Raw genomic sequence first — 21,828 nt, 5'->3', positions numbered from 1 at the left:
ACCGACCTCAAGCCGCGAGAGGTTTGGGCTGTGGCGGCGCAGCCTCGGCCAAGGAACGCTCGGCCAGCGCTCGGCCGAAGATGAGGTCGCTGCGCATCGCGCCGATCGCCGCCCCGGTGCGGATCAGCTCGGAATACCAGAGACCGTCGAGCGTATCGCCGAACAGAACCGCGCCGGCCAGACGGCCGTCTTTGAGGACAAGCTTCTTGTAAGTCGCAAGACCGCGGTCGCTGAGCACGATGCTTTCGGTGCCCGGCGCTCCGGTGAAGTCGCCGGCGGAGAACACGTTGACGCCAGACACTTTCAGATTGGTGGCGAGCACGCTGCCCGCATATGCAGCCTTCTCGCCGGCGAGATGGGCGGCCAGAACACGCGCCTGCTCGTAGGCCGGCTCGACCAGCCCATAGCAGACGCCGCGATGCTCGGCGCATTCGCCGATCGCGTAGATATCGGCCTTGGTCGATTGCAGATGATCATCGACGGCGATGCCGCGATTGATGTCGAGGCCGGCGGTCACCGCGAGGTCACTGTTGGCGCGAATGCCGGCGGCGACCACGACCAGATCGGCGTCGATGGAGCGACCGTCTTTCAGCAGCACCTGGCCGGCGCGGCGGTCGCCCTTGATCGCCGCCGTCTCGCCATTGAGGTGCACGGCGATGCCTTTGGCCTCGACAGTATCTTTCAGCATGGCGGAAGCGCGCGCATCGAGCTGGCGCTCCATCAGCCGGTCCATCAGGTGGATGACCGACACGTCCATGCCGGCTTTGGCGAGGCCATAGGCCGCCTCGAGCCCGAGCAGGCCGCCGCCGATCACCGCGGCACGCTTGTGCGTCTTCGCCGCCTGCTCCATCGACGCGACATCGCCGAGATCGCGGAAGGTGATGACGCCCGGCAAGTCCATGCCCGGCACATTGAGCCTGATCGCGCGCGAGCCCGTCGCCAGCACCAGCTTGGCGAACGGCAGGGTCGCGCCATTGGCGAGCCTGACCCGCCGGATATCGGCATCGATCGACACGGCGCGGTGGCCGTAGAGCAGCGTCACGCCATGCTTGCGCCACCAGGCGGCCGTCTTGAGTTCAATATCGCCGCGCGACACCTCACGCGCCAGCACCGAGGACAGCAGCACCCGGTTATAGGCAAGCCGCGGCTCCTCGCCGATCACGGCGATGGCATAACGGCCGAGTGAACGCTTGTTGAGTTCCTCAACCAGACGCGCGGCGGCCATGCCGTTGCCGATGATGACGAGAGGTTCGCTCATGGTTCCGGGCCCAATGCCTCCCGTCATGCTGCGACAGACGCCGCTGGCTTGCCGCCAGCGCCGTGTTCGAAGTCTTCGAGGAAGGTCAGCAGCTCATCGCGGTATTCGTAGTAACGCGTGTGCTCGAGCAGAGCGCGGCGCGTGCGCGGGCGCTCGATATCGACGCTCATGATCTTGCCGATGCGGGCATTCGGACCGTTGGTCATCATCACGACGCGGTCGGCGAGCAGAATCGCCTCGTCGACATCGTGGGTAACACAGATCGCCGTCACCTTCGTGCGTGACCACACTTCCATAAGCACCTCCTGCAGCTCCCATCGCGTCAGCGAATCCAGCATGCCGAAGGGTTCGTCGAGCAACAGCAGCTTCGGCGACAGCGCGAAGGCGCGTGCGATGCCGACGCGCTGCTTCATGCCGTTCGATAGTTCGTTAGCGCGCTTGCCCATAGCGTCGGCGAGACCGACGCGCGAGAGGTAGTAAGTGACGATATCGTCACGCTCGGCCTTCGACGCATGCGGATAGACGCGATCGACGCCGAGCGCGACGTTCTCTCGCGCCGTCATCCACGGCAGCAACGACGGCGCCTGGAACACCACGGCGCGGTCCGGGCCCGCGCTCGCCACTTCCTTGTTGTCGAGGACGATGCCGCCGGAAGTCACGTTCTGCAATCCGGCGACCATCGACAGCACCGTCGATTTGCCGCAGCCGGAATGGCCGATCAGTGAAATGAACTCGCCCTTCTTCATCAAGAGGTCGAAGCCGTCGACCACGGTCAGCGGCCCTTTCGGCGTCGGAAACGCCTTGTGCACGTCGTAGAACTCAACATAGCGCTGATCGAACGGCGTCTCGGCGGCCTGCTTGTAGGCCGGCGGCGGGCCAGAATCGAAACGGACCGGCAGGATGTTCGGCAGCTCGCCCGCTTTCTCACTGACGGCGGCGCGCTGGATGCCGGCATCCATCAAGTATTCGGTAATCGCGGCGCGCAGCTTCTTGTATGCCGGGCTCGAATTCATTGCCGTGCGGTCACGCGGCCGTTCGAACGGCACGCTGAATTCCGGCCCGAAGCTGGCATCGGGGCCCGGATTGAGCGGAATGATGCGGTCAGCGAGCAAGATCGCCTCATCGACGTCGTTGGTGATGAGGACGACGGTCTTCTTCTCCTGCGACCAGATATCCTCGATCTCGGTTTGCAGCTTGGCGCGGGTCAGCGCGTCGAGCGCCGACAATGGCTCGTCGAGCAGAAGTACTTCCGGATCCATAGCGAGCGCGCGCGCCACCGCGACGCGCTGACGCATGCCGCCCGACAGTTCCGCCGGCTTGCGTTCCATCGCATGCGACAGCCCGACCATGCCGACATAGCGCGCGGTGCGTTCGCGGCGCTCCGCCGATGGCTTTCCGGCGAAGGCAGCATCGACCGCGAGCGCAATGTTGCCCCGCACTGAGAGCCACGGCATCAGCGAATAGCTCTGGAACACGACGCCACGTTCGGGGCCGGGCTCCTGTACCTGCTTGCCCTTGAACAGCACCTCGCCGGCATCCGGCGCGGTCAAGCCGGCCATCAGGCTGATCAGCGTGGTCTTGCCCGAACCGGAAAAGCCGACGATGGCGACGAATTCGCCGTCTTCGACCGAAAGCGACACGTTCTTGAGAACACGCGCCCGCTGATCGCCCTCGCCGTAGGACTTCGAGGCCTGCTTGAGTTCGAGAATGGGCATTGGACTACTTTCTTGTGCGCATGATCTGATCCGAAAACCGGTATCCACTTCTGGGGATCATGCGCGCTCTAACGGGTCGTCGACTGGGTGAACGCCACCTGGAACGCCAGCATCACGCGATCGAGCAGAAAGCCGATGATACCGATGGTGAACACCGCCACCATGATGCGCGACAGTGAGGCGGAGGAGCCGTTCTGGAACTCGTCCCAGACGAATTTTCCGAGGCCCGGGTTCTGCGCCAGCATTTCCGCGGCGATCAGCACCATCCAGCCGACGCCGAGCGACAGCCGTAGGCCGGTGAAGATCAGCGGCAGCGACGACGGCAGCACGATCTTCACCACCTTGGTATACCAAGACAGCCGCAGCACACGGCCGACATTGATGAGGTCCTTGTCAATCGAGGCGACGCCGACCGCCGTATTGATCAAGGTCGGCCATAGCGAGCACAAGGTCACCGTGATCGCCGAGACCAGGAAGGATTTCGGGAATAATGGATCAGCCGAGACGTAAAGCGCGCTGACCACCATGGTGACCAGCGGCAGCCAGGCGAGCGGCGACACCGGCTTGAAAATCTGCACCAGCGGGTTGATCGCGGTGTTCACGGTCTTCGACAGGCCGCACAGCACACCGAGTGGTACCGCGAACAAGGTTGCGAACACGAAGCCCGCGAACACGGTCTCGAGACTAGTGAATATCTGATCGATGAAGGTCGGTGCGCCGGTGTAGGACCTGATCTTCACTTCCGCCTTCGGGTCGTCGGCCAGCAAACGCGCGTTGCGCTTTTCCTGCCGCTCGTAAAAGGCGTGTTCTTTGGCGCGCTCGGCGAAATGGCTCGACCACAAATTACCGGCCTGCTGCCAGACTTCCGCCGGCCCCGGCAAGGTGCCGAGGCTGGTTTTCACCTTCGGCGCCAGGAAGCCCCAGGCGGCGAGGAAAATGACAATGGCCGCGACCGGAATGCCGAAAGAGCGCCACAGCTCCTTCAACTGCGGCTTGACGTTTTCGCCGGCGGCGATGCGCAGGATCGGCACCACGAAGCCGAGACCAACCATGTTGAAAAAGCCGGCCACGCGCGAAATCCGCGTCTGCCAGCGTTCGCGCCTCACGGCTCGCGCGGTGTCGGCCGAAACGGCGGGCCTGGACAGAATATCGCTGGCGGTAGACATTCACTTTCACCTTGCATGCTCAGAAAATTCAAACGGACGGCGGCCGGGCGGCGAGGATATTCGCCCGGCCGCCTTCCTCAGTTGGCGACCACTTTGGTGCCGGAGATTTTCTGGTCGCCCTTCAGGCCGATGCCGAGATTCTTGAGGTACTCGTTCGGTTTCTTGCCGTCGTATGCGACATCGTCGATGAAGTCCTTGTTGGGAGCCTTGTAGCCGTCGGTGTCCCACGGGAAGTCGCTCTTCTTCGCCTTACCTTCAGCGACCAGAAGCTTCGCCGCGGCGAGGTAGATGTCGGGCCGGTAAACGTCCTTGGCGACGTCGGCGTACCAGGAGTCGGTCTTGGCTTCGGCGATCTGGCCCCAGCGCCGCATTTGCGTCAGGAACCAGGTGGCGTCGGAGTAATAGGGATAGGTCGCGAAGTAGCGGAAGAACACGTTGAAATCGGGCACGCTGCGCTTGTCGCCCTTCTCGTATTCGAAGGTGCCGGTCATCGAATTGGCGATCACCTTGGCATCGGCACCGACATATTCGGGCTTGGCCAGGATGCTCACGGCTTTCAGACGATTTGCGTTGTTGTTCTCGTCGAGCCACATGCCGGCGCGGATCAGCGCCTTCGTCGCGGCAAGCACGGTGTTGGGATTTTTCTTCTGAAAGTCGGCGGAGAAACCGAACACCTTTTCGGGATTGTTCTTCCAGATTTCATAGTCGGTGATCACCGGCACGCCGATGCCCTTGAACACCGCCTGCTGATTCCAGGGTTCGCCCACGCAATAGCCGAGGATGGTGCCGGCTTCGAGCGTCGCCGGCATTTGGGGCGGCGGCGTCACCGACAACAGCACGTCGGCCATGATCTGCCCGGTGATGTCGCTCGGCGAATAGAAGCCAGGATTGATGCCGGCCGCGGCGAGCCAGTAGCGCAAATAATAGTTGTGGGTGGAGACCGGGAACACCATACCCATGTTGAACGGCTTGCCGTCAGCCTTGAATTTTTCGACCACTTTCTTGAGCGCGTCAGCCTTGATCGGATGCACCGGCTTGCCGTCTGCTCCCGTCGGCACGAACGGCTTCATCTGCTCCCAGATGGCGTTGGAGACCGTGATGCCGTTGCCGTTCAGATCCATCGAGAACGGCGTGATCACATGCGCCTTGGTGCCGACGCCGATGGTCGCGCCGAGCGGCTGACCGGCGAGCATATGCGCGCCGTCGAGTTCGCCGGTGATGACGCGGTCGAGCAGAACCTTCCAATTCGCCTGCGCCTCGACCGAGACGAAAAGGCCTTCATCCTCGAAGTAGCCGTTCTCCTTGGCTATGGCGATCGGCGCCATGTCGGTCAGCTTGATGAAGCCGAACTTGAGTTCTTCCTTTTCCGGCTTAATTGCCGCCCGCGCGACGTGCGGCATGAATATGTCGAAGGCCGGAGCAAGCCCGGCAATGGCCGCCAGGCTGACGCTCTGCTTGAGAAACGTGCGGCGGCCGACTCCGCCGCGAATTGGGCGGCGGGAGGGCTTGTCATCGCTCTGCGTCGTCATTCCCATTATCCTTTCGGCACGTGCCCAAACAAAAAAGCCGCAGTCTCGCGGCAGCGCTCTAAGCGCGAACCGAAGACAGCGGCGTTGCCCGTTGGCCCCTCGTTGGACCCGAAGCGCGGCGCATACGCGGCGCGCTTCGTCATCTTTCATATTCAAGACGCGTGCCAGATCTGGGCGGCATTAAAACGCCCTATAGATCAATGAGTTCGAGTAATGGCAGCAGAGGTGCTCGGCTTTATGCCGTGCCCGAGTGGTGCGCAGCCTGCAAACTTTTTGTGCAGTGCAAGATCAGCGTACGACGGTGAGGCGCGGCCGGCCGTTCGGGCGCGAGCGCCACGAATCCAGGTAGCCAGCGATGTCAGACGGCACAAAGGCGGGGCCGACAAAGGCGCCGATGCGGTCCGGCGGATCGATCACCTCGGCCGGCGGCGCGTGGCCGACGGCGCGATCGTACAGTTCAGGCCGGAAGACGCTCTCCACGATGGCGCGGTGTTCGGCGCTGAGCGGCGCTTGCCGCCAGCGCACCATGTCGGCATACATCCAGGCGGCATGCGCTGTGTCGGGCCGGTTCGCCTGCCCTCGTTCCAGCAGGATGTATTCGTCGCTCGAGCGCGTCTCGCCTTCGGTCGTTGTCTTCAGCGCGCCCTTGAGGGTGCGGGAGATCACTTCGGCATCGGCGCCGACTCGCACGCCCACCGTCTCGCAGACCGCGGCGAGATTGGCCGGATCTTCGGCAAAGGCGGCGGCCTTCGCCAGCGCGCGGATCAATGCGGACAAGGTATCCGGATTGTCGTTCGCCCAGTTCTCGCGAACGGCCAGTACCTTCTCCGACATGCGGCGCACGATGTCGCAGCCGAAATGCAGGATGTGTCCAACGCCGTTATCGACAGCGACGGAATTCCACGGCGCGCCGACACAGAAGCAATCGACGTGACCGCTGGTCAGACTTTCCACCATGTAAGGCGGCGGCAGGACGACGAGACGGACATCCTCATCGGGATCGACGCCGCCCGCCGCCATCCAGAAGCGGAGCTGATAATTGTGGTTGGAGAACGGGAATGTCATGCCGAAATTCAGAACCGGCGCGCCGCGCGCGCGGCGATCGGCGACGACGCGGTGCAGCGCCCGCGCCGAGACGCGCGGATCGGTGATGTCGCCGTCGGCCACCGCCGCGAGCTCGCTGTAAAGCGACGGAGAAACGGTGATGGCGTTGCCGTTGAGGGCCAGCGTAAAGGGCACAATCAGCGGCACTTTGACGTGGCCGATGCCGAGACTCGACGCGACCGGCAATGGCGCCAGCATATGCGACGCGTCGAACAGGCCCAGGTTGAGCTTGTCGCGGACGTTCGACCAGGAGACCTCGCGGACGAGATCGATGGTGAGCCCTTCGGCCTCGGCAAAGCCGTGATCGGCGGCGACCAGAATCGGCGTGGCGTCGATCAGCGGGATGTAGCCGATGCGCAGATGGGTCTTCATTTGAATAGCTCCGCCGCGGTGAGAACCGACTGCGCGATGTCGGCGATCTTCTTGTTCTCGTTCATCGCCGTCTTGCGCATGAGCGAATAGGCCTGCTCTTCGGTAAGACCCTTGGCCTTCATCAGCACGGCCTTGGCGCGATCGATGATCTTGCGCTCCTGGAGCGCGCCCTTGGCCTCGTCCAGCTCGCTTTGCAGGCGGGAGAAGGCGTTGAAGCGCGAGATGCAGAGATCGAGGATGGTCTTGATCCGATCTTTCTGCAGATTGCCGACGATATAGGCCGACACGCCGGCGTCGACCGAGGCCTGGATCGAGGCAGTGTCGCTCTGGTCGACAAACATGGCGATCGGCCGCTTGACGATGCGGCTAACTTGAAACATCTGCTCGAGTTCGTCGCGGCTCGGGTTTTCCAGATCGATCAGGATGACGTCGGGGTCGAGCGCGTAGATGCGCGCGAGCAGATTGCGCGTTTCGGTGATCCGCTCGACCTGGACGAAGCCGGCCTCGCGCAGGCCGTCTTCCAGGATGGCGGCGCGGATCGGGCTTTCGTCGACGATGACGAGTTTCAGCGACGCATCGCGCGGACCGCCCTGTGGCGGGGAGCCGGGCTCCGGACCTTTGCGAGTTTCCGCCACTGACACGATCTCCGCCGCCGCGCCACGGTATCGGGGCACGCGGGCTAACGCCTTCTGTTCCTGGGCTCTCTTCATGCAAGACCTATTCCATGCCGGCGGCGCGCGCTTGGGCGCCGACCGGGTCGGCTAACTAGCCGAACATGCGGGCGAAAAAGCCCTTTTTCTCCGCAAGCGGTGGAGGCGCCACGGTGGCCGCGGCCTTTTGCATCACGCCCGCGAGGGCCATGTAGGTCTCCGTCCAGGCGCCTTTGAGTTCCGGGGTGAAGTCAGGACCCAGGCCCTGCTCGAGCGTCCAGAGCAACGCGGCGCCGACCGGCTGGTACATCTTGTCGGTAACACCATAGGCGACGTGGCGCTTGCCGAGGTTTTCGACGGCCGGAAGGATCGTCTCGACCTGGTGCAGATTGGTGACCGCGGTGGCGAGCATCGCGATCAGCTTCTTCTTCTGTTCGCTGAGATCGTGAGGAAACAGAGGCCGCACATCCGGCGCGATCTCGAAAAGCCGGTTGTAGAACAGATCCGCTGCTGTGCCGGCAATCGGCACCACTTTCTTGAAACTGTCCTGCACCATCGTCACTTGCTCGGGAGTCATTCGGGTTCTCCATCCTGCGAAACAGAAAGCGGTTCCCAGGCAGCCGGCTCGCGCCGCCTGCCGACCCTCCCACGCAATGACGATGCAAAAACTATTCCATGCGCCCGCCGCCGCGAGCGGGCGCGATCGACTCAATCCTCCTTGAGACCGACAGCCAGCGCATTGCCCGTTGCGCCATAGTATTTGTACGGCAGGAATTTGCCGGTCAGGCCGATCTTGACTCGATCGCCCTTGGGGTCAGTCTGCCGCGTGATGTCCATGTCGAAGTCGATCGCCGACATGATGCCGTCGCCGAACTCCTCTTCGATCAGCGCCTTCAACGCCGGGCCGTTGACGAGGATCATCTCGTAGAAACGGTAGATCAGCGGATCAGTCGGCGGCATCGGTGTTCCAGTGCCTCGCATCGGCGTCTCATTGATCAGCGTCTGTTCCGACTTGGACAGCCCAAAGAGTTCGGCGGCCTTGGCGGCCTGCGGCTTCGTCAGCTTCATCTGCCCGAGGATTGCGCCGGTGATCAGGATCGGCGACATGCCGCCGATCTGGTCGCAGATGTATTTCCAGGTCCACCCCTTCTCACGCTTGATATCGAGAAGCTTCTCGGTGAGGTCGGCACGGTTCATCGTTGTCTCCTTGAGCGAACATGGTCGGTGCCAACGATAACCGTCTTTTTGAAGTTGTGTTGTCGCACTAATGTGCAGGACGCGGCCAATTAATAGGCAACAATTCTCACCATACCGACGCACCGCCTTGGGACAATGCCGGCCGGGATCACGAAATTTATTTAAAAAGCGGCGACGTTTACGGCGCGGCAGCTATTGGCACAGCGATTGCTTTGTAGTTCCAAGGTCAATGACGACCGCAGCGGTCAATGGCGACCACAGCTGATATTTTGGCTCAGCTGGCGCTGGCGCATTCTCAAATCGAGGACACCGCGTGTGAACGCGGGAGCTGCCCGGCGGGTCCGCCCGGCGCTCCCGATGTGGTCACAACAATCGACCATGTCCCACCGGATTGAGAGGCCGTCAGTTTCTCGCGAGCCGCGATGTCGCCGCTGTGGTGCGCCGCGAATCGAACGCGAGAAAAGGAGACGCAATGTCATATCTGGTGCCTTCTGAATTTGTCACGAAGATGGTGGACGCCGGCGAGTCCAAGGTCTTCATGTCGACCCGGGACACCGTCATCCGCGCCTATATGGCCGGCGCCATTCTCGCGCTGGCCGCCTGGATGGCCGTGACTATCAACGTGAACACGGGGCAGCCGCTGGCCGGCGCCATACTTTTCCCGGTCGGCTTCATCATGCTCTATCTGCTGGGCTTCGATTTGCTGACCGGCGTGTTCGTGCTGGCGCCGCTTGCCTTGCTCGACAAGCGCCCGGGCGTCACGGTGAAAGGTGTGCTGCGCAACTGGGGCCTCGTCTTCGTCGGCAACTTCGCAGGCGCCCTCACCGTCGCCTTCATGATGGCCTTCGTCACGACCTTCGGATTTACACAGGCTCCAGACAAGGTCGGCACCGTGATCGGCAGCATCGGCGAGGGCCGCACGCTCGGTTACGAAGCGCACGGCGCCGCCGGCATGGCCACTTTGTTCATCCGCGGCATGCTGTGCAACTGGATGGTGTCAACCGGCGTCGTCGGCGCGATGGTATCGACCAACGTGTCGGGCAAGGTCATCGCTATGTGGATGCCGATCTTCCTGTTCTTCTACATGGTGTTCGAGCACTCGGTCGTGAACATGTTCTTGTTCCCGGCCGGCCTGATGCTGCATGCCAAGTTCTCAATTCTCGATTACTTTATCTGGAACGAGATCCCGACGGCGCTCGGCAACCTTGTCGGCGGCCTCGCCTTCACCGGCCTGACGCTCTACACAACCCACGTCATGACCGCGCCGAAGCGCACGCTCAAGGTCGCGGCTTGATCTGACGAAGATTCAGGGGCTTCATTCCCGGTCGGAATGAAGCCCCCTTTTGCCCGGATGAACCATGCCTGGCGAATTGCGCATCTCGATCGGGCAGCATTCCGATAAAGGCCGCAAGGCCGCCAATCAGGATTTTCACGGCGCCATCGTTCCGAACGAGCCGCAGCTCAGCCTGAAGGGCGCCGCCATCGCGCTGGCCGACGGCATCAGCAGCAGCAATGTCAGCCACATCGCCAGCGAGTCCGCGGTGACGGGCTTTCTCAGCGACTATTACTGCACCTCGGAAACCTGGTCGGTGAAGACCTCGGTTCACCGGGTGTTGGCGGCTACCAATTCCTGGCTGAATTCGCAAACCAGGCACAGTCCCTATCAGTACGATAAGGACAAGGGCTACGTCTGCACCTTCAGCGCCATCGTCATCAAGTCGGCGACCGCACACATCTTCAGCATCGGCGACACCCGCGTTTACCGAGTCGCCGGGCGGTCGCTGGAGCAACTCACGCAGGACAACCGCGTCGTCATTTCGTCCGAACAGAGTTACCTCAGCAGGGCGCTGGGCGTCGATTCCCAGGTCGAAATCGATTATCTCACCCTGCCGGTCACCACGGGCGACACCTTCGTGCTGGCAACCGACGGCGTCTATGAGCACCTGCCGGCGCGAACGATCGTCGAGACGATTGAACGCGGCGCCGGCGATCTCGATCGTGCCGCGACGCTTCTCGTCAAAGACGCCTATGACAATGGCAGCACCGACAACCTGACGATTCAAATCGTCCGCATCGACCAGGTGCCGGACGGCGACGCCAGCGAAGTGCTCGGTGCCGCCACTGACCTACCGCTGCCGCCGCTGCCGGAAGCACGCGGGATCTTCGACGGCTATCGGATCGTCAGGGAAGTCCATGCCAGCAGCCGAAGCCACATCTATCTGGCAGTCGATATCGAAGCCAATACGGCAGTGGCGCTGAAGATCCCGTCGATCGATCTGCGGGGCGATCCCGAATACTTGAAGCGATTCATGATGGAGGAATGGGTCGCGCGGCGCGTCGCCAGCCCTTACGTCTTGAAGCCACACACGCTGACTCGAAAGCGCAACTTTCTTTATACCATCGTCGAATTCGTCGAAGGCCAGACCCTGCATCAATGGATCATCGACAATCCGAAGCCGCCTCTCGAAGCAGTGCGGCAGATTGTCGAGCAGGTCGCCCTCGGTCTGGGTGCCTTTCACCGCCTGGAGATGCTTCACCAGGATCTGCGGCCCCACAACATCATGATCGACGCGACCGGAACGGCGAAGATTATCGACTTCGGTTCGACCCGGATTGCCGGCGTTGCGGAGGCCGCGGCCGCGGCCACCGCCGAGCCGGTGCTGGGCACCGTGCAATACACAGCGCCGGAGTGCCTGCTCGGCGAGACCGGCACGCCTCGCTCCGACCTGTTCTCGCTCGGCGTCATCGCCTACCAGATGCTGACCGGCCGGCTGCCCTATGGCTCGGACGGCGCCACGGCGCGAACGCGGTCGCAGTTTCAGAAGCTGAGATATCGGCCGGCGGCGACGATCAATCCCGAGGTGCCGGCCTGGGTCGACGGCGCCATCAGGCGCGCGGTTCATCCCGATCCCGCCAGGCGCTACGAGGCGTTGTCCGAATTCGTATTCGACCTGCGCCACCCCCGGGCCGAATATCTGGACGAAGCGCCGGTGCCTTTACTGGAGCGCAATCCGCTACTGTTCTGGCAGATAAGTTGCGGACTTCTTGCCGTGGCGGTGATGCTTCTGCTCGCCCGTTTCGCCGGCCTCCGCTGAAAGCGGTCGCGGCTGCCCGGCAAACTTGCATGGCAGAACCATGACGTCTGCGTGAATTCTTGTTGCAATGCACTGGAACCGATGGTGCAATGCGGCATTCGCTTGGTCGGAGGGATCGACGATGACGATCGCAAAACGCCTGCAGCAACAAGCCAATACGTGCGCGCAACTGGCCGCCGCGACTTATGACGCGGAAAGCCGCGAGCGCTATCTCAGGCTTGAACAGCTTTACCGGCACATGCTGGCCCATGATGGCGACGAGCCGGAAACGCCCTTTGCCATGGATTCCAGCAATGAGCCGGTGGCGCAGCGCCTGAGCTGAAGCGGGATAGATGCGGCTCAGCCGCGCGGAATAACCGCGGTCGCCTCGATCTCGACCTTGGCGCGATCCTCGATCAGCGCCACCACCACGATCGCCGACATCGTCGGAAAATGCCGGCCGATCACACGACGGTAAGCTTCACCAAGTTCCTTCGGGCGGGCGAGATATTCGCGCTTGTCAGTCAGATACCAAGTCAGCCGTACGATATGGTGCGGCTCGCCACCGGCCTGCCTGAGCACCGCGACAATGTTCTTCAGCGTCTGCTCGACCTGATCGACAAAATCGTCGCTGACGAATTCGCAACGTTCGTTCCAGCCGACCTGCCCGGCGATGAAGACCTGCCGGCCTTCAGCAGCCATGCCGTTGGCGTAGCCTTTCGCCGGCAGCCAACCGTCGGGCTGGAGAATTTCAATCAGTTTATTGGTCATTGGAAATCCCGGGCTCTTCGTCAAATTCGATGCGGTGTCACGTCTGCTCGCGTAGCTTGAAGCGCTGAATCTTGCCGGTCTGGGTCTTCGGCAATGCTGCGACGAAATGCAAGGCGCGCGGATATTTGTACGGCGCGATCACCGCCTTGACGTGATCCTGCAGCTTCTTGCGGCACAGATCATCGGCTTCGACGTTGGGCTTGAGGACGACGTAGGCGGCGACGATTTCGCCGCGTTCCGCGTCGCGGTGCCCAATAACGGCACATTCCGCCACATCGGCGTGCGACAGGAGCGCCGCCTCGACCTCGGGCCCGGCGATGTTGTAGCCGGCGGAGATGATCATGTCGTCGGCGCGAGCGACGAAGTGGAAATAGCCGTCGGCGTCCTGCTTGAAGGTGTCGCCGGTGATATTCCAGCCGTCACGCACGTAATTGGTCTGGCGCTTGTCGGCGAGATAGCGGCAACCGGTCGGCCCGCGCACCGCCAGGCGGCCGATCTCGCCGCGCGGCACCTCGTTCATCGCGTCATCGACCACCCGGGCGACGTAGCCGGCCACCGGCTTGCCGGTGGCGCCGGCGCGCGCATCGCCGACGCGGTTGGTGATGAAGATGTGCAGCATCTCGGTCGAGCCGATGCCGTCGAGGATCGGCTTGCCGGTCTTCGCCGTCCACTGCTCGAACACCGGCGCGGGCAGCGTTTCGCCGGCCGACACGGCAATGCGCAGCGACGACAGATCGGCGCCCTTGTCCATCGCCGCCATCATGGCGCGATAGGCGGTCGGCGCCGTGAAACAGATCGTCGCTTTATAAGTCTCGATGATCTGGATCATGTTCGGCGGCGTCGCGTTCTCCAGCAGGGTCGCGGCAGCGCCAAAGCGCAGCGGGAAAATCGCCAGCCCGCCAAGGCCGAAGGTAAAGGCGAGCGGCGGCGAACCGACGAACACGTCGTCCGGCGTCACATGCAGGACTTCGCGGGCATAGCCGTCGGCGATCATCAGGAGATCGCGATGGAAATGCATGGTCGCCTTCGGCTCGCCGGTGGTGCCCGAGGTAAATCCGAGCAGCGCGACGTCGTCCCGCCCGGTCTTCACCGCATCGAACTTCACCGGTTTGTCGAGCGCGATGCGGTCGAGCTCGGCATCGTGGTTCTGCGTGCCGTCGAACGGCACGACCTGCTTGAGGAACTTGCTGGTCTTGGCGCAGGCGATCAGTTCGTCGGTGATGCGGCTGTCGCACAGGGCCAGACTGACCTCGGCTTTATCGACGATCTTGGTCAGTTCGCCGGCGCGCAGCATCGGCATGGTGTTGACGACGACGGCGCCGGCCTTGGTGGCGGCGAGCCAGGCGGCGACCAGTGCCGGATTGTTGCCGGACCGGATCAGCACACGATGGCCCGGCCTGACGCCGTAGTTCTCGACCAGCGCATGAGCGAGCCGGTTCGACCAGTCGGTCAGCTCCTTGTAGGTGCGGCGGCGGCCATTGCCGATCAGCGCGATGTTGTCGCCGAAGCCGCGCTCGACGTTGCGGTCGGTCAGTTCGACCGCGGCGTTGAGGTAATCGGGATACTGGAATTCCGGCCGGTCGAGCAGGATTTCCGGCCACAGATCGAACGCCGGAAGATTGTCGCGCGCAAACGTATCGACATGCGCGGTGGGGCCGAGTTTGATGTCAGGCATCCTATCGCTCCGTCATTGAAGTGACTGCCCGGCTGATGATGATTTTCTGCACGTCGGACGCGCCTTCGTAGATGCGCAGCGCCCGGATCTCGCGATACAGCGTCTCGACCGAATGACCGGAGCGCACGCCGTCGCCGCCATGGATCTGCACCGCGGCATCGATGACACGCTGCGCCGCTTCGGTGGCATAGAGTTTGGCCATCGCCGCTTCGCGCGAGACTCGGGCGGCGCCCATGTCCTTGGTCCATGCCGCGCGGTAGACCAGCAGCGCCGCGGCATCGATATCGAGCGCCATGTCGGCGATATGGCCCTGCACCATCTGCAGCTCGCCGAGCGGCGCGCCGAACAGTTGCCGCGAACCGGCGCGGCGCACGGTTTCATCGAGCGCGCGGCGGGCAAAGCCAAGCGCGGCGGCGCCGACCGTGGTGCGGAACACATCGAGCGTCGCCATGGCGATCTTGAAGCCGTCGCCCGGTTTCCCGATCAGCGACGACGCCGGCACACGGCAGTCCTTGAATGCGATGCGCGCCAGCGGATGCGGCGCGATGACTTCGATGCGCTCGGCAATGGACAGGCCCGGATTGGCGCCCTCGACGATGAAGGCGGACAGACCCTTAGCCCCCGGGGCTTCGCCGGTGCGGGCGAAGACGACATAGAGATCGGCGATGCCGCCGTTGGAGATCCAGGTCTTCTCGCCGTCAATGACGTAGCCGTCGCCATCACGTCGCGCCGTCGTGGTGATGTTGGCGACGTCGGAACCGCTCGCGGCTTCCGACAGCGCAAAGGCGGCAATGGCTTCGCCCGCCCGCGTCTTCGGCAGCCACGCGGCGCGCTGCACGGGTGAGCCGAACAGCGAGATCGGCCCGGCGCCGAGACCCTGCATGGCGAAAGCGAAATCGGCGAGGCCGGAATAGCGCGCCAGCGTCTCGCGCGACAGCGCCAGCGTGCGAACGTCGAGCTTGTCGCCTTCAGTCGCCGGCGCGGTGTGCATCAGGAAGCCGCCCTGTCCCAGAGCCGTCACCAGCCTGCGGCAGGCGGCATCGACATCGTGATGATCGACGTCGTGCACATTGGCCTGCGCCCAGGCGTCGATCTTGCCTGCATAGGCGCGGTGCGTGTCGTCAAAGAACGGCCAGGTGAGGAAGCTCTTGTCCGGCACCGCTCAATCCCCCGCGAACACCGGTTTGCCCTTGGCGACGAAGGCCTCGTAGGCGCGGCGGAAATCCTGGGTCTGCATGCAAATCGCCTGCGCCTGCGCTTCGGCCTCGATCGCCATCGGCAGCGACATCGACCATTCCTGCGCCAGCATTGTCTTGGTCATCATGTGGCCGAAGGTCGGCCCGGCGGCGAGCCGCTGCGCCAGTTCGATGGCGTCGGCCTCGAGCTGGCTCGGATCGGTCAGCCTGTTGAAGAAGCCCCAGCGCTCGCCTTCCTCGGCCGACATCACCCGGCCAGTGTAGAGCAGTTCGGCGGCGCGGCCCTGACCGATCACGCGCGGCAGCATGGCGCAGGCGCCCATGTCGCATCCGGCGAGACCGACGCGGGTGAACAGAAACGCGGTCTTCGCCGCCAGCGTGCCGATGCGCATGTCGGAGAACAGCGCGATCATGGCGCCGGCGCCGACGCAGACGCCGTCCACCGCGGCGATGATCGGCTGCGGACAGGCATTCATCGCCTTGACCAGGTCACCGGTCATGCGCGTGAAGGCGAGCAGACCTTTCATGTCCCTGTCGAGCAGCGGGCCGATGATGTCATGCACGTCTCCGCCCGAGCAGAAATTGCCGCCGTTCGAGGCGATCACCACCGCCTTGATGTCGTCGGCATAGACCAGCTCGCGAAACGTATCGCGCATCTCGGCATAGGACTCGAAGGTGATCGGGTTCTTGCGCTCCGGGCGTTTGAGCGACATTACCGCCACCTTGCCCTCGACGCGCCAGTTGAAATGCCTCGGCTTGTGATGGGCCATGGTCATGATTGCGTTTCTCCCCGGCTGGACGAAGCAAGTCCGCCCAGCATCTCGATCAGATGGTCAGCCTCGGCAGCGTCGAAATCGGCGAGCAGTTCGTCGACCCAGCCTTCATGCGCCCTGGCGACGACGGCGAACTGCGATGCGCCCTTCGGCGTCAGCCGCACAATGAACGAGCGCCGGTCGGTCGCCGGCGCCTGACGCAGCACCAGTTTCTCGGCGGCGAGACGGTCGATAATGCCGGTGACGTTGCCGTTCGACACCATCAGCATGCGCGACAGCTCGGTCATGTTCATGCCGCCCTGCTTGCGCGCCAGCGCGGCCATGACGTCGAATTGCGGCATGGTGATCGCGTATTCCTTGCGCAGCCGTTCCCGCAACTCGCCTTCGATGCCGCGGGCGGCGCGCAACAACCGCAGCCACAGCCGCAGCCGCTGCTTGCTGAGAGGTCGCGGAGCGGCATTCAGCTTCGCAGTCGTCATACCGGACCTCCGGTTACGGCGATGGCCTGTCCATTCACGGAAGCGGACGACGGCGCGCAGAGAAAAGCGACGGTCTGCGCCACTTCCTCCGGCGTGATCAGCCGGCCGTGCGGATTGTCCTTCGCCAGTTCGGCGCGCGAGGCTTCGGCGCTGCGGCCGGTCTTGGCGATGATGTTGTCGACGGCGCCGGCAAGCAGCGGCGTTTCGGTAAAGCCGGGGCATACCGCATTCACGGTCGTGCCCTTGCCCGCCAGTTCGATGCTGAGCGCGCGCATCAGGCCGACGACGCCATGCTTTGCCGCGACATAGGCCGCGACATAGGGATAGCCCTTGAGTCCCGCGGTCGAGGCAATGAACACGATGCGGCCGCCCGGCTGCCGCGTGACGTCGGCGAGCGTTGCATGAACCGTATTGAACGCGCCGGTGAGATTGACGCCGATCATCTGTTGCCAGTGCGCGGCGTCGATCTTCGCCGCCGGGCTGCTCGCCGCCATGCCGGCATTGGCGATGACGATGTCGATCGGACCGTGCGCCGAGTGCGCGAGATCCGCCATCGCCTGACAGTCGAATTCATGGGTCACGTCGGCGACGATCGCCGTCGCGTTCGGCAATTGCTTCGCCATCGCCTCGAGCGGCTGCTTGCGGCGGCCGGCGAGCGACAGCGCCGCGCCTTCGGCGGCGAGTGCGCGGGCAATCGCGGCGCCGATGCCGGAGCCGCCGCCTGTCACCAGCGCATGCTTGCCGGCCAGCAGGGCCATCACACCTTCCCCGTCATGACGTCGGGCCGCGACTTGAGGCGATACATCTGGTCACGGCCGGGCCAGTACGGCTTCGGCCAGGTGATGCCGCGCTCGTTGGCCTCGGCCGCCGCGTGCAGCGTCCAGTACGGATTGGCGAGGTGCGGTCGGGCCAGGCAGACGAGATCGGCGCGGCCGGCCATCAGGATCGAATTGACGTGGTCGGGCTCGTAGATGTTGCCAACCGCGAGCGTGGCGACGCCGGCCTCGTTGCGGATACGGTCCGAGAACGGCGTCTGGAACATGCGGCCGTAGACCGGCTTGGCGTCACGCGAGGTCTGTCCGGCCGAGACATCGACCATGTCGACACCGGCCTCGTGCAGGAGGCGCGCAATGTCGACGGCGTCCTGCGGCGTGATGCCGTTGGCGCCGACCCAGTCATTGGCGGAGATACGCACCGAGATCGGCTTGTCATTGGGCCACACCTTGCGCACCGCATGGAAAACCTCGAGCGGGAAACGCATGCGGTTATCGAGGCTGCCGCCGTACTCGTCGGTGCGCCTGTTGCTCACCGGCGTAATGAAGGCCGACATCAGGTAGCCGTGGGCGTAATGCAGTTCCAGCCAGTCGAAGCCGGCACGGTTCCCCATTTCGGCGGCCCGCACGAAGTCGTCGCGGATCTTGTCCATGTCGGCGCGCGTCACCGCGCGCGGTGTCTGGTTCTGCGGGCTCCATGGCACGTCGGAAGCCGAGACGATCGGCCAGTTGCCGGTGGCCAGCGGCGCATCGCTGTCTTCCCAGCCGAGCTGGGTCGAGGCCTTCGGCCCGGCGTGGCCGAGCTGCAACGCGATCTTGGCGTCGGTTTCGCTGTGCACGAAATCGACGACGCGCTTCCACGCCGCCTCGTGCGCCGGCGCATACATACCGGTGCAGCCGGGCGTGATGCGGCCTTCCGGCGATACGCAGGTCATCTCAGTGAACACCAGCCCGGCGCCGCCCTTGGCGCGCTCGGCGTAATGCACCAGATGCCAGTCGGTCGGCGTGCCATCGACGGCGCGATACTGCGCCATCGGCGAGACCACGACGCGGTTCTTCAGTTCGATGCCGCGCACGCGCAAGGGCACGAACATCGGCCGGTGCGCCGCCTTGGGCACGCCGCCGGTGGCGCGCGATTCGAACCACATCTCGGCGGCGGCGAGCCAGTCGGCGTCGCGCTCACGCAGGTTCTCGTGGCTGATGCGCTGCGAGCGGGTGAGCAGCGAATAATTGAACTGCACCGGATCGAGATGCAGGTAGCGCTCGACCTCCTCGAACCATTCCGTCGAGTTGCGCGCGGCGCTCTGCAAACGCAGCACTTCAAAACGGCGCTCGTCCTCATAACGCGCAAAGGCGCCGGACAGGGTCGGCTCGGTGTCGACATAGTTGGCGAGCGCGATGGCGCTTTCCATCGCCAGCTTGGAACCGGAGCCGATGGAGAAATGCGCGGTGGCGGCGGAATCGCCGAGCAGAACGACATTGCCGGTCGACCACCGCTCGCACAGCACGCGGTTGAAATTGAGCCAGGCCGAGCCGCGCAGATGCCGCGCGTTCGACATCAGCTTGTTGCCCTTGAGATAGCGCCCGAAGATCTTCTCGCATGCCGCGATGGTCTCGTCGGTCGACATCGTGTCGAAACCGGACTTCTTCCAGGTCTCTTCGGAGCATTCGACGATGAAAGTCGCTGTGTCGGCATTGAACTGGTAGGCGTGCACCCAGACCCAGCCGTGCTCGGTTTCCTCGAAGATAAACGTGAAGGCGTCGTCGAACTTCTGGTGCGTGCCGAGCCAGATATATTTGCAGGCGCGCACGTCGATATCCGGCTTGAACACATCGGCAAACTGCGCTCGGACGCGCGAGTTGACGCCGTCGGCGCCGACGATGAGGTCGAAGTCCTTGTAGGCGGAGACGTCCTGCGCCTCGGTCTCGTAGCGGATCTCGACGCCGAGTTCCTGAGCGCGCTGTTGCAGGATGTTGAGAAGCCGCATGCGGCCGATGCCGGAGAAGCCGTGACCGCCCGAGCGCATCACCGCGCCGCGGTAGTGCACGGCGACGTCGTCCCAGTAGACAAAGCCGTCGCGGATCGCCTTGGCGCTGACGGGATCGTTGGCATCGAGATTGCCGAGCGTGTCTTCCGACTGCACCACGCCCCAGCCGAAGGTATCGTTGGGCCGGTTGCGCTCGACCACCACCACTTCGTGGGCGGGGTTACGCAGTTTCAGCGAGATAGCAAAATAAAGGCCGCCCGGGCCGCCGCCCAGAATGACCGTTCGCATTGCCGCACGCATCGGCCGCTCCATCGCTCGACCTCGGCAGTCTGCGCAAGTCAGGCGATATTGGCAACCTAAATATTTTAGGTTTAAAGTATCTGGCCTGTTGTTCCTTCTTCGTGTGGAAAAGACCGTGCCGAGGGAGCGGCTGTTCACCCTGTTGTGCGAGCGGGGTTGCCCGCTAACCCCTTGGGTGCGATGAATTTACCGCTGGGAATGCGCGTAACAACGAGTGTTCGTGATGAAGGCGATCATTATCGGCGGCGGCGTCGGCGGACTGACCACGGCTCTGATGTGTCATGCCCGCGGCATCGACTGCGAGGTCTATGAGCAGTCGGACACAATCCGCGAACTCGGCGTCGGCATCAACACCCTGCCCCATGCGATCAAGGAGTTGAAGGATCTCGGCCTGCTCGAGCGGCTCGATGCGGTCGCGATCCGCACCTACGAACTCACTTATGCGAACCGCTTCGGCCAGACCGTGTGGCACGAACTGCGCGGCACCGATGCCGGCTTCGAAGTGCCGCAGTTTTCGATCCACCGCGGCCGATTGCAGGGCGTCATCTACCAGGCGGCCCGCGCCCGTCTCGGCGAAGGCAAGATCAGCGTCGGCCACCGCCTCGGCCATTTCATGCAGGACGAGTCCGGCGTTTCGGCTTACTTCTTCGACCGCCAGGGCCGCCACATCAAGACCGCGCGCGGCGACGTGCTGATCGGCGCCGACGGCATCCACTCCTTCGTCCGCGGCAAGCTGTTCCCGAACGAAGGCCCGGCGCTGTGGAACGGCACCATGCTGTGGCGCGGCGCGGTGGACTGGCCGCAATTCGCGACCGGCCGCTCGATGATCATCGCCGGCGGCATGGAAGCGAAATTCGTGCTCTATCCGATCGCCGCCGGCTCGGCGCCGGACCGCCGTCTCACCAACTGGGCGGTCATGGCGAAGGTCTCCGACGGCGGCGAGCCGCCGCGCAAGGAGGACTGGTCGCGGCCCGGCCGCTGGGATGACCTGCGCCCCTATGTCGAGAAGTTCAGGCTGCCTTATCTCGACGTGTCGCATCTGATTGAGGCCACCGGCGAATTCTGGGAATATCCGTTGTGCGACCGCGAGCCGTTGCCGCGCTGGTCGCATGGCCGTGTCACGCTGCTCGGCGACGCCGCGCATCCGATGTATCCGGTCGGCTCGAACGGCGCGTCGCAGGCGATCCTCGACGCGCGCTGCCTCGCCGACAAATTGCTCACCGGCGACAACGCCATGCACGCGCTGTGGCAGTACGAGCAAGAACGCCTGCCGATGACGGCGCAGATCGTGCGCATGAACCGCAAGGGCGGCCCGGAAGGCGTCATCGACGCGATTGAGTCCCGCGCGCCCGAGGGCTTCAACAATATCGACGACGTTTTGAGTTACGAAGAGCGTAAGGCGATCGTGCGCGGCTATGCTTCGACGGCGGGTTTCGAGAAGAAGCAGGTCAACAAGGCGGCTTAGTTACTGCATTCCCGCTTCTGCGGGCATGACTGCTGAATAACCGCCAAGACGATCCGGCGCCGGGTCGTCGTCCGACCGCGGCCGGGTTCGCGGCGGCAGCCGGCGCGTCGACCGGTCGATCTGGGACGTCACCGAGACCTCCCACCGCACCGCCTCGTCCACGCGGCGGCGCAGCGCCCGGTGCAGCGCCACGAACGCTGCGATGAACAGCACGATTTCCATAATCAGGACGATTTTCACTGCCTTACCCCGTCGGCAAGGTAACACCTGCACGTGCGCCCGGGTTCGGAGTGCAGCACGGTGACAGTGAACGGAGTCGGTACCCGGTCGTTCGAATTGTCGC

20 protein-coding genes are annotated in these 21,828 nt (G+C 63.7%); 4 read left to right on the top strand and 16 right to left on the bottom strand.

All coding sequences use genetic code 11. The features are described from left to right. Positions 1–7: 7 nt before the first annotated feature. The 8 genes from ASD45_RS00820 to cynS all read right to left on the bottom strand — a co-directional run bounded on the left by ASD45_RS00820 (position 8) and on the right by cynS (position 8,991). On the bottom strand, positions 8–1,258 hold the full coding sequence (locus ASD45_RS00820; protein ID WP_056909748.1) for an FAD-dependent oxidoreductase: 1,251 nt from the start codon (positions 1,256–1,258) through the stop codon (positions 8–10). A gap of 23 nt (positions 1,259–1,281) precedes the next feature. Beyond that, a complete protein-coding gene (locus ASD45_RS00815) occupies positions 1,282–2,973 on the bottom strand; it encodes a nitrate ABC transporter ATP-binding protein (protein WP_056909747.1) in 1,692 nt (563 codons plus the stop codon). Positions 2,974–3,041: 68 nt separating this feature from the next. Further along, positions 3,042–4,139 carry an ABC transporter permease gene (locus ASD45_RS00810; protein ID WP_056909746.1) on the bottom strand — a complete coding sequence of 366 codons (1,098 nt, stop codon included), beginning with the start codon at positions 4,137–4,139 and terminating at the stop codon, positions 3,042–3,044. A 77-nt stretch (positions 4,140–4,216) separates the two neighbouring features. Then, positions 4,217–5,539: a CmpA/NrtA family ABC transporter substrate-binding protein gene (locus ASD45_RS00805; protein WP_056912515.1), complete on the bottom strand. Its 1,323-nt coding sequence runs from the start codon at positions 5,537–5,539 to the stop codon at positions 4,217–4,219. A 417-nt stretch (positions 5,540–5,956) separates the two neighbouring features. Next, entirely contained in the window at positions 5,957–7,144 is a 1,188-nt protein-coding gene (locus ASD45_RS00800; RefSeq protein ID WP_056909745.1) for a CmpA/NrtA family ABC transporter substrate-binding protein, read from the bottom strand. After that, entirely contained in the window at positions 7,141–7,713 is a 573-nt protein-coding gene (locus ASD45_RS00795) for an ANTAR domain-containing protein (protein WP_244485416.1), read from the bottom strand. Before ASD45_RS00795 ends, ASD45_RS00800 begins: the two co-directional genes overlap by 4 nt. 196 nt (positions 7,714–7,909) lie before the next feature. Beyond that, positions 7,910–8,371, bottom strand: coding sequence for a globin family protein (locus tag ASD45_RS00790; RefSeq protein WP_056909743.1), 462 nt, complete (start codon positions 8,369–8,371; stop codon positions 7,910–7,912). Positions 8,372–8,502: 131 nt separating this feature from the next. After that, positions 8,503–8,991 (bottom strand): cyanase, encoded by a 489-nt coding sequence (gene cynS / locus ASD45_RS00785; protein WP_056909742.1) that lies wholly within the window; start codon positions 8,989–8,991, stop codon positions 8,503–8,505. Positions 8,992–9,463: 472 nt separating this feature from the next. Here cynS and ASD45_RS00780 point away from each other — a divergent pair, with 472 nt between their 5' ends. The 3 genes from ASD45_RS00780 (at position 9,464) to ASD45_RS00770 (ending at position 12,408) form a co-directional block, all read left to right on the top strand. Next, on the top strand, positions 9,464–10,285 hold the full coding sequence (locus ASD45_RS00780; protein WP_056909741.1) for a formate/nitrite transporter family protein: 822 nt from the start codon (positions 9,464–9,466) through the stop codon (positions 10,283–10,285). Between the two features lie 64 nt (positions 10,286–10,349). Next, entirely contained in the window at positions 10,350–12,086 is a 1,737-nt protein-coding gene (locus tag ASD45_RS00775; protein ID WP_056909740.1) for a bifunctional protein-serine/threonine kinase/phosphatase, read from the top strand. 121 nt (positions 12,087–12,207) lie between these two features. Further along, on the top strand, positions 12,208–12,408 hold the full coding sequence (locus ASD45_RS00770; RefSeq protein WP_056909739.1) for a hypothetical protein: 201 nt from the start codon (positions 12,208–12,210) through the stop codon (positions 12,406–12,408). A 17-nt stretch (positions 12,409–12,425) separates the two neighbouring features. Here the strand turns inward: ASD45_RS00770 and ASD45_RS00765 are convergent, their stop codons facing one another. From ASD45_RS00765 to ASD45_RS00735, 7 genes are read right to left on the bottom strand one after another with little or no spacing between them, the layout of a single operon-like run. Then, positions 12,426–12,824, bottom strand: a complete 399-nt coding sequence (locus tag ASD45_RS00765) for a RidA family protein (RefSeq protein ID WP_156380902.1) — start codon at positions 12,822–12,824, stop codon at positions 12,426–12,428. A 49-nt stretch (positions 12,825–12,873) separates the two neighbouring features. Next, positions 12,874–14,511, bottom strand: a complete 1,638-nt coding sequence (locus ASD45_RS00760) for a benzoate-CoA ligase family protein (RefSeq protein WP_056909737.1) — start codon at positions 14,509–14,511, stop codon at positions 12,874–12,876. Between the two features lies 1 nt (position 14,512). Further along, a complete protein-coding gene (locus ASD45_RS00755; RefSeq protein ID WP_056909736.1) occupies positions 14,513–15,670 on the bottom strand; it encodes an acyl-CoA dehydrogenase family protein in 1,158 nt (385 codons plus the stop codon). A 3-nt stretch (positions 15,671–15,673) separates the two neighbouring features. Then, on the bottom strand, positions 15,674–16,477 hold the full coding sequence (locus ASD45_RS00750) for an enoyl-CoA hydratase family protein (protein ID WP_056909735.1): 804 nt from the start codon (positions 16,475–16,477) through the stop codon (positions 15,674–15,676). A gap of 2 nt (positions 16,478–16,479) precedes the next feature. Then, positions 16,480–16,959, bottom strand: coding sequence for a MarR family transcriptional regulator (locus tag ASD45_RS00745; protein WP_056909734.1), 480 nt, complete (start codon positions 16,957–16,959; stop codon positions 16,480–16,482). Further along, positions 16,956–17,717 carry an SDR family NAD(P)-dependent oxidoreductase gene (locus ASD45_RS00740; protein WP_056909733.1) on the bottom strand — a complete coding sequence of 254 codons (762 nt, stop codon included), beginning with the start codon at positions 17,715–17,717 and terminating at the stop codon, positions 16,956–16,958. Before ASD45_RS00740 ends, ASD45_RS00745 begins: the two co-directional genes overlap by 4 nt. Beyond that, the gene (locus ASD45_RS00735; protein ID WP_056912514.1) at positions 17,717–20,008 is read right to left on the bottom strand and encodes a bifunctional salicylyl-CoA 5-hydroxylase/oxidoreductase; all 2,292 of its coding nucleotides are present in this window, start codon (positions 20,006–20,008) and stop codon (positions 17,717–17,719) included. Before ASD45_RS00735 ends, ASD45_RS00740 begins: the two co-directional genes overlap by 1 nt. Before the next feature lie 235 nt (positions 20,009–20,243). Here ASD45_RS00735 and ASD45_RS00730 point away from each other — a divergent pair, with 235 nt between their 5' ends. Next, on the top strand, positions 20,244–21,485 hold the full coding sequence (locus ASD45_RS00730; RefSeq protein ID WP_056912513.1) for a flavin-dependent oxidoreductase: 1,242 nt from the start codon (positions 20,244–20,246) through the stop codon (positions 21,483–21,485). On the opposite strand, the gene ASD45_RS00725 is transcribed toward ASD45_RS00730, so the two are convergent. Further along, positions 21,486–21,725, bottom strand: coding sequence for a hypothetical protein (locus ASD45_RS00725; RefSeq protein ID WP_156380655.1), 240 nt, complete (start codon positions 21,723–21,725; stop codon positions 21,486–21,488). Between the last annotated feature and the right edge of the window lie 103 nt (positions 21,726–21,828).

Origin of the sequence: Pseudolabrys sp. Root1462 (genome assembly GCF_001426945.1) — a bacterium.
Lineage (GTDB): Bacteria > Pseudomonadota > Alphaproteobacteria > Rhizobiales > Xanthobacteraceae > Pseudolabrys.
The sequence above is the reverse complement of the archived record's forward strand: the minus strand, read 5'-3'. Positions and strand labels throughout refer to the sequence as shown.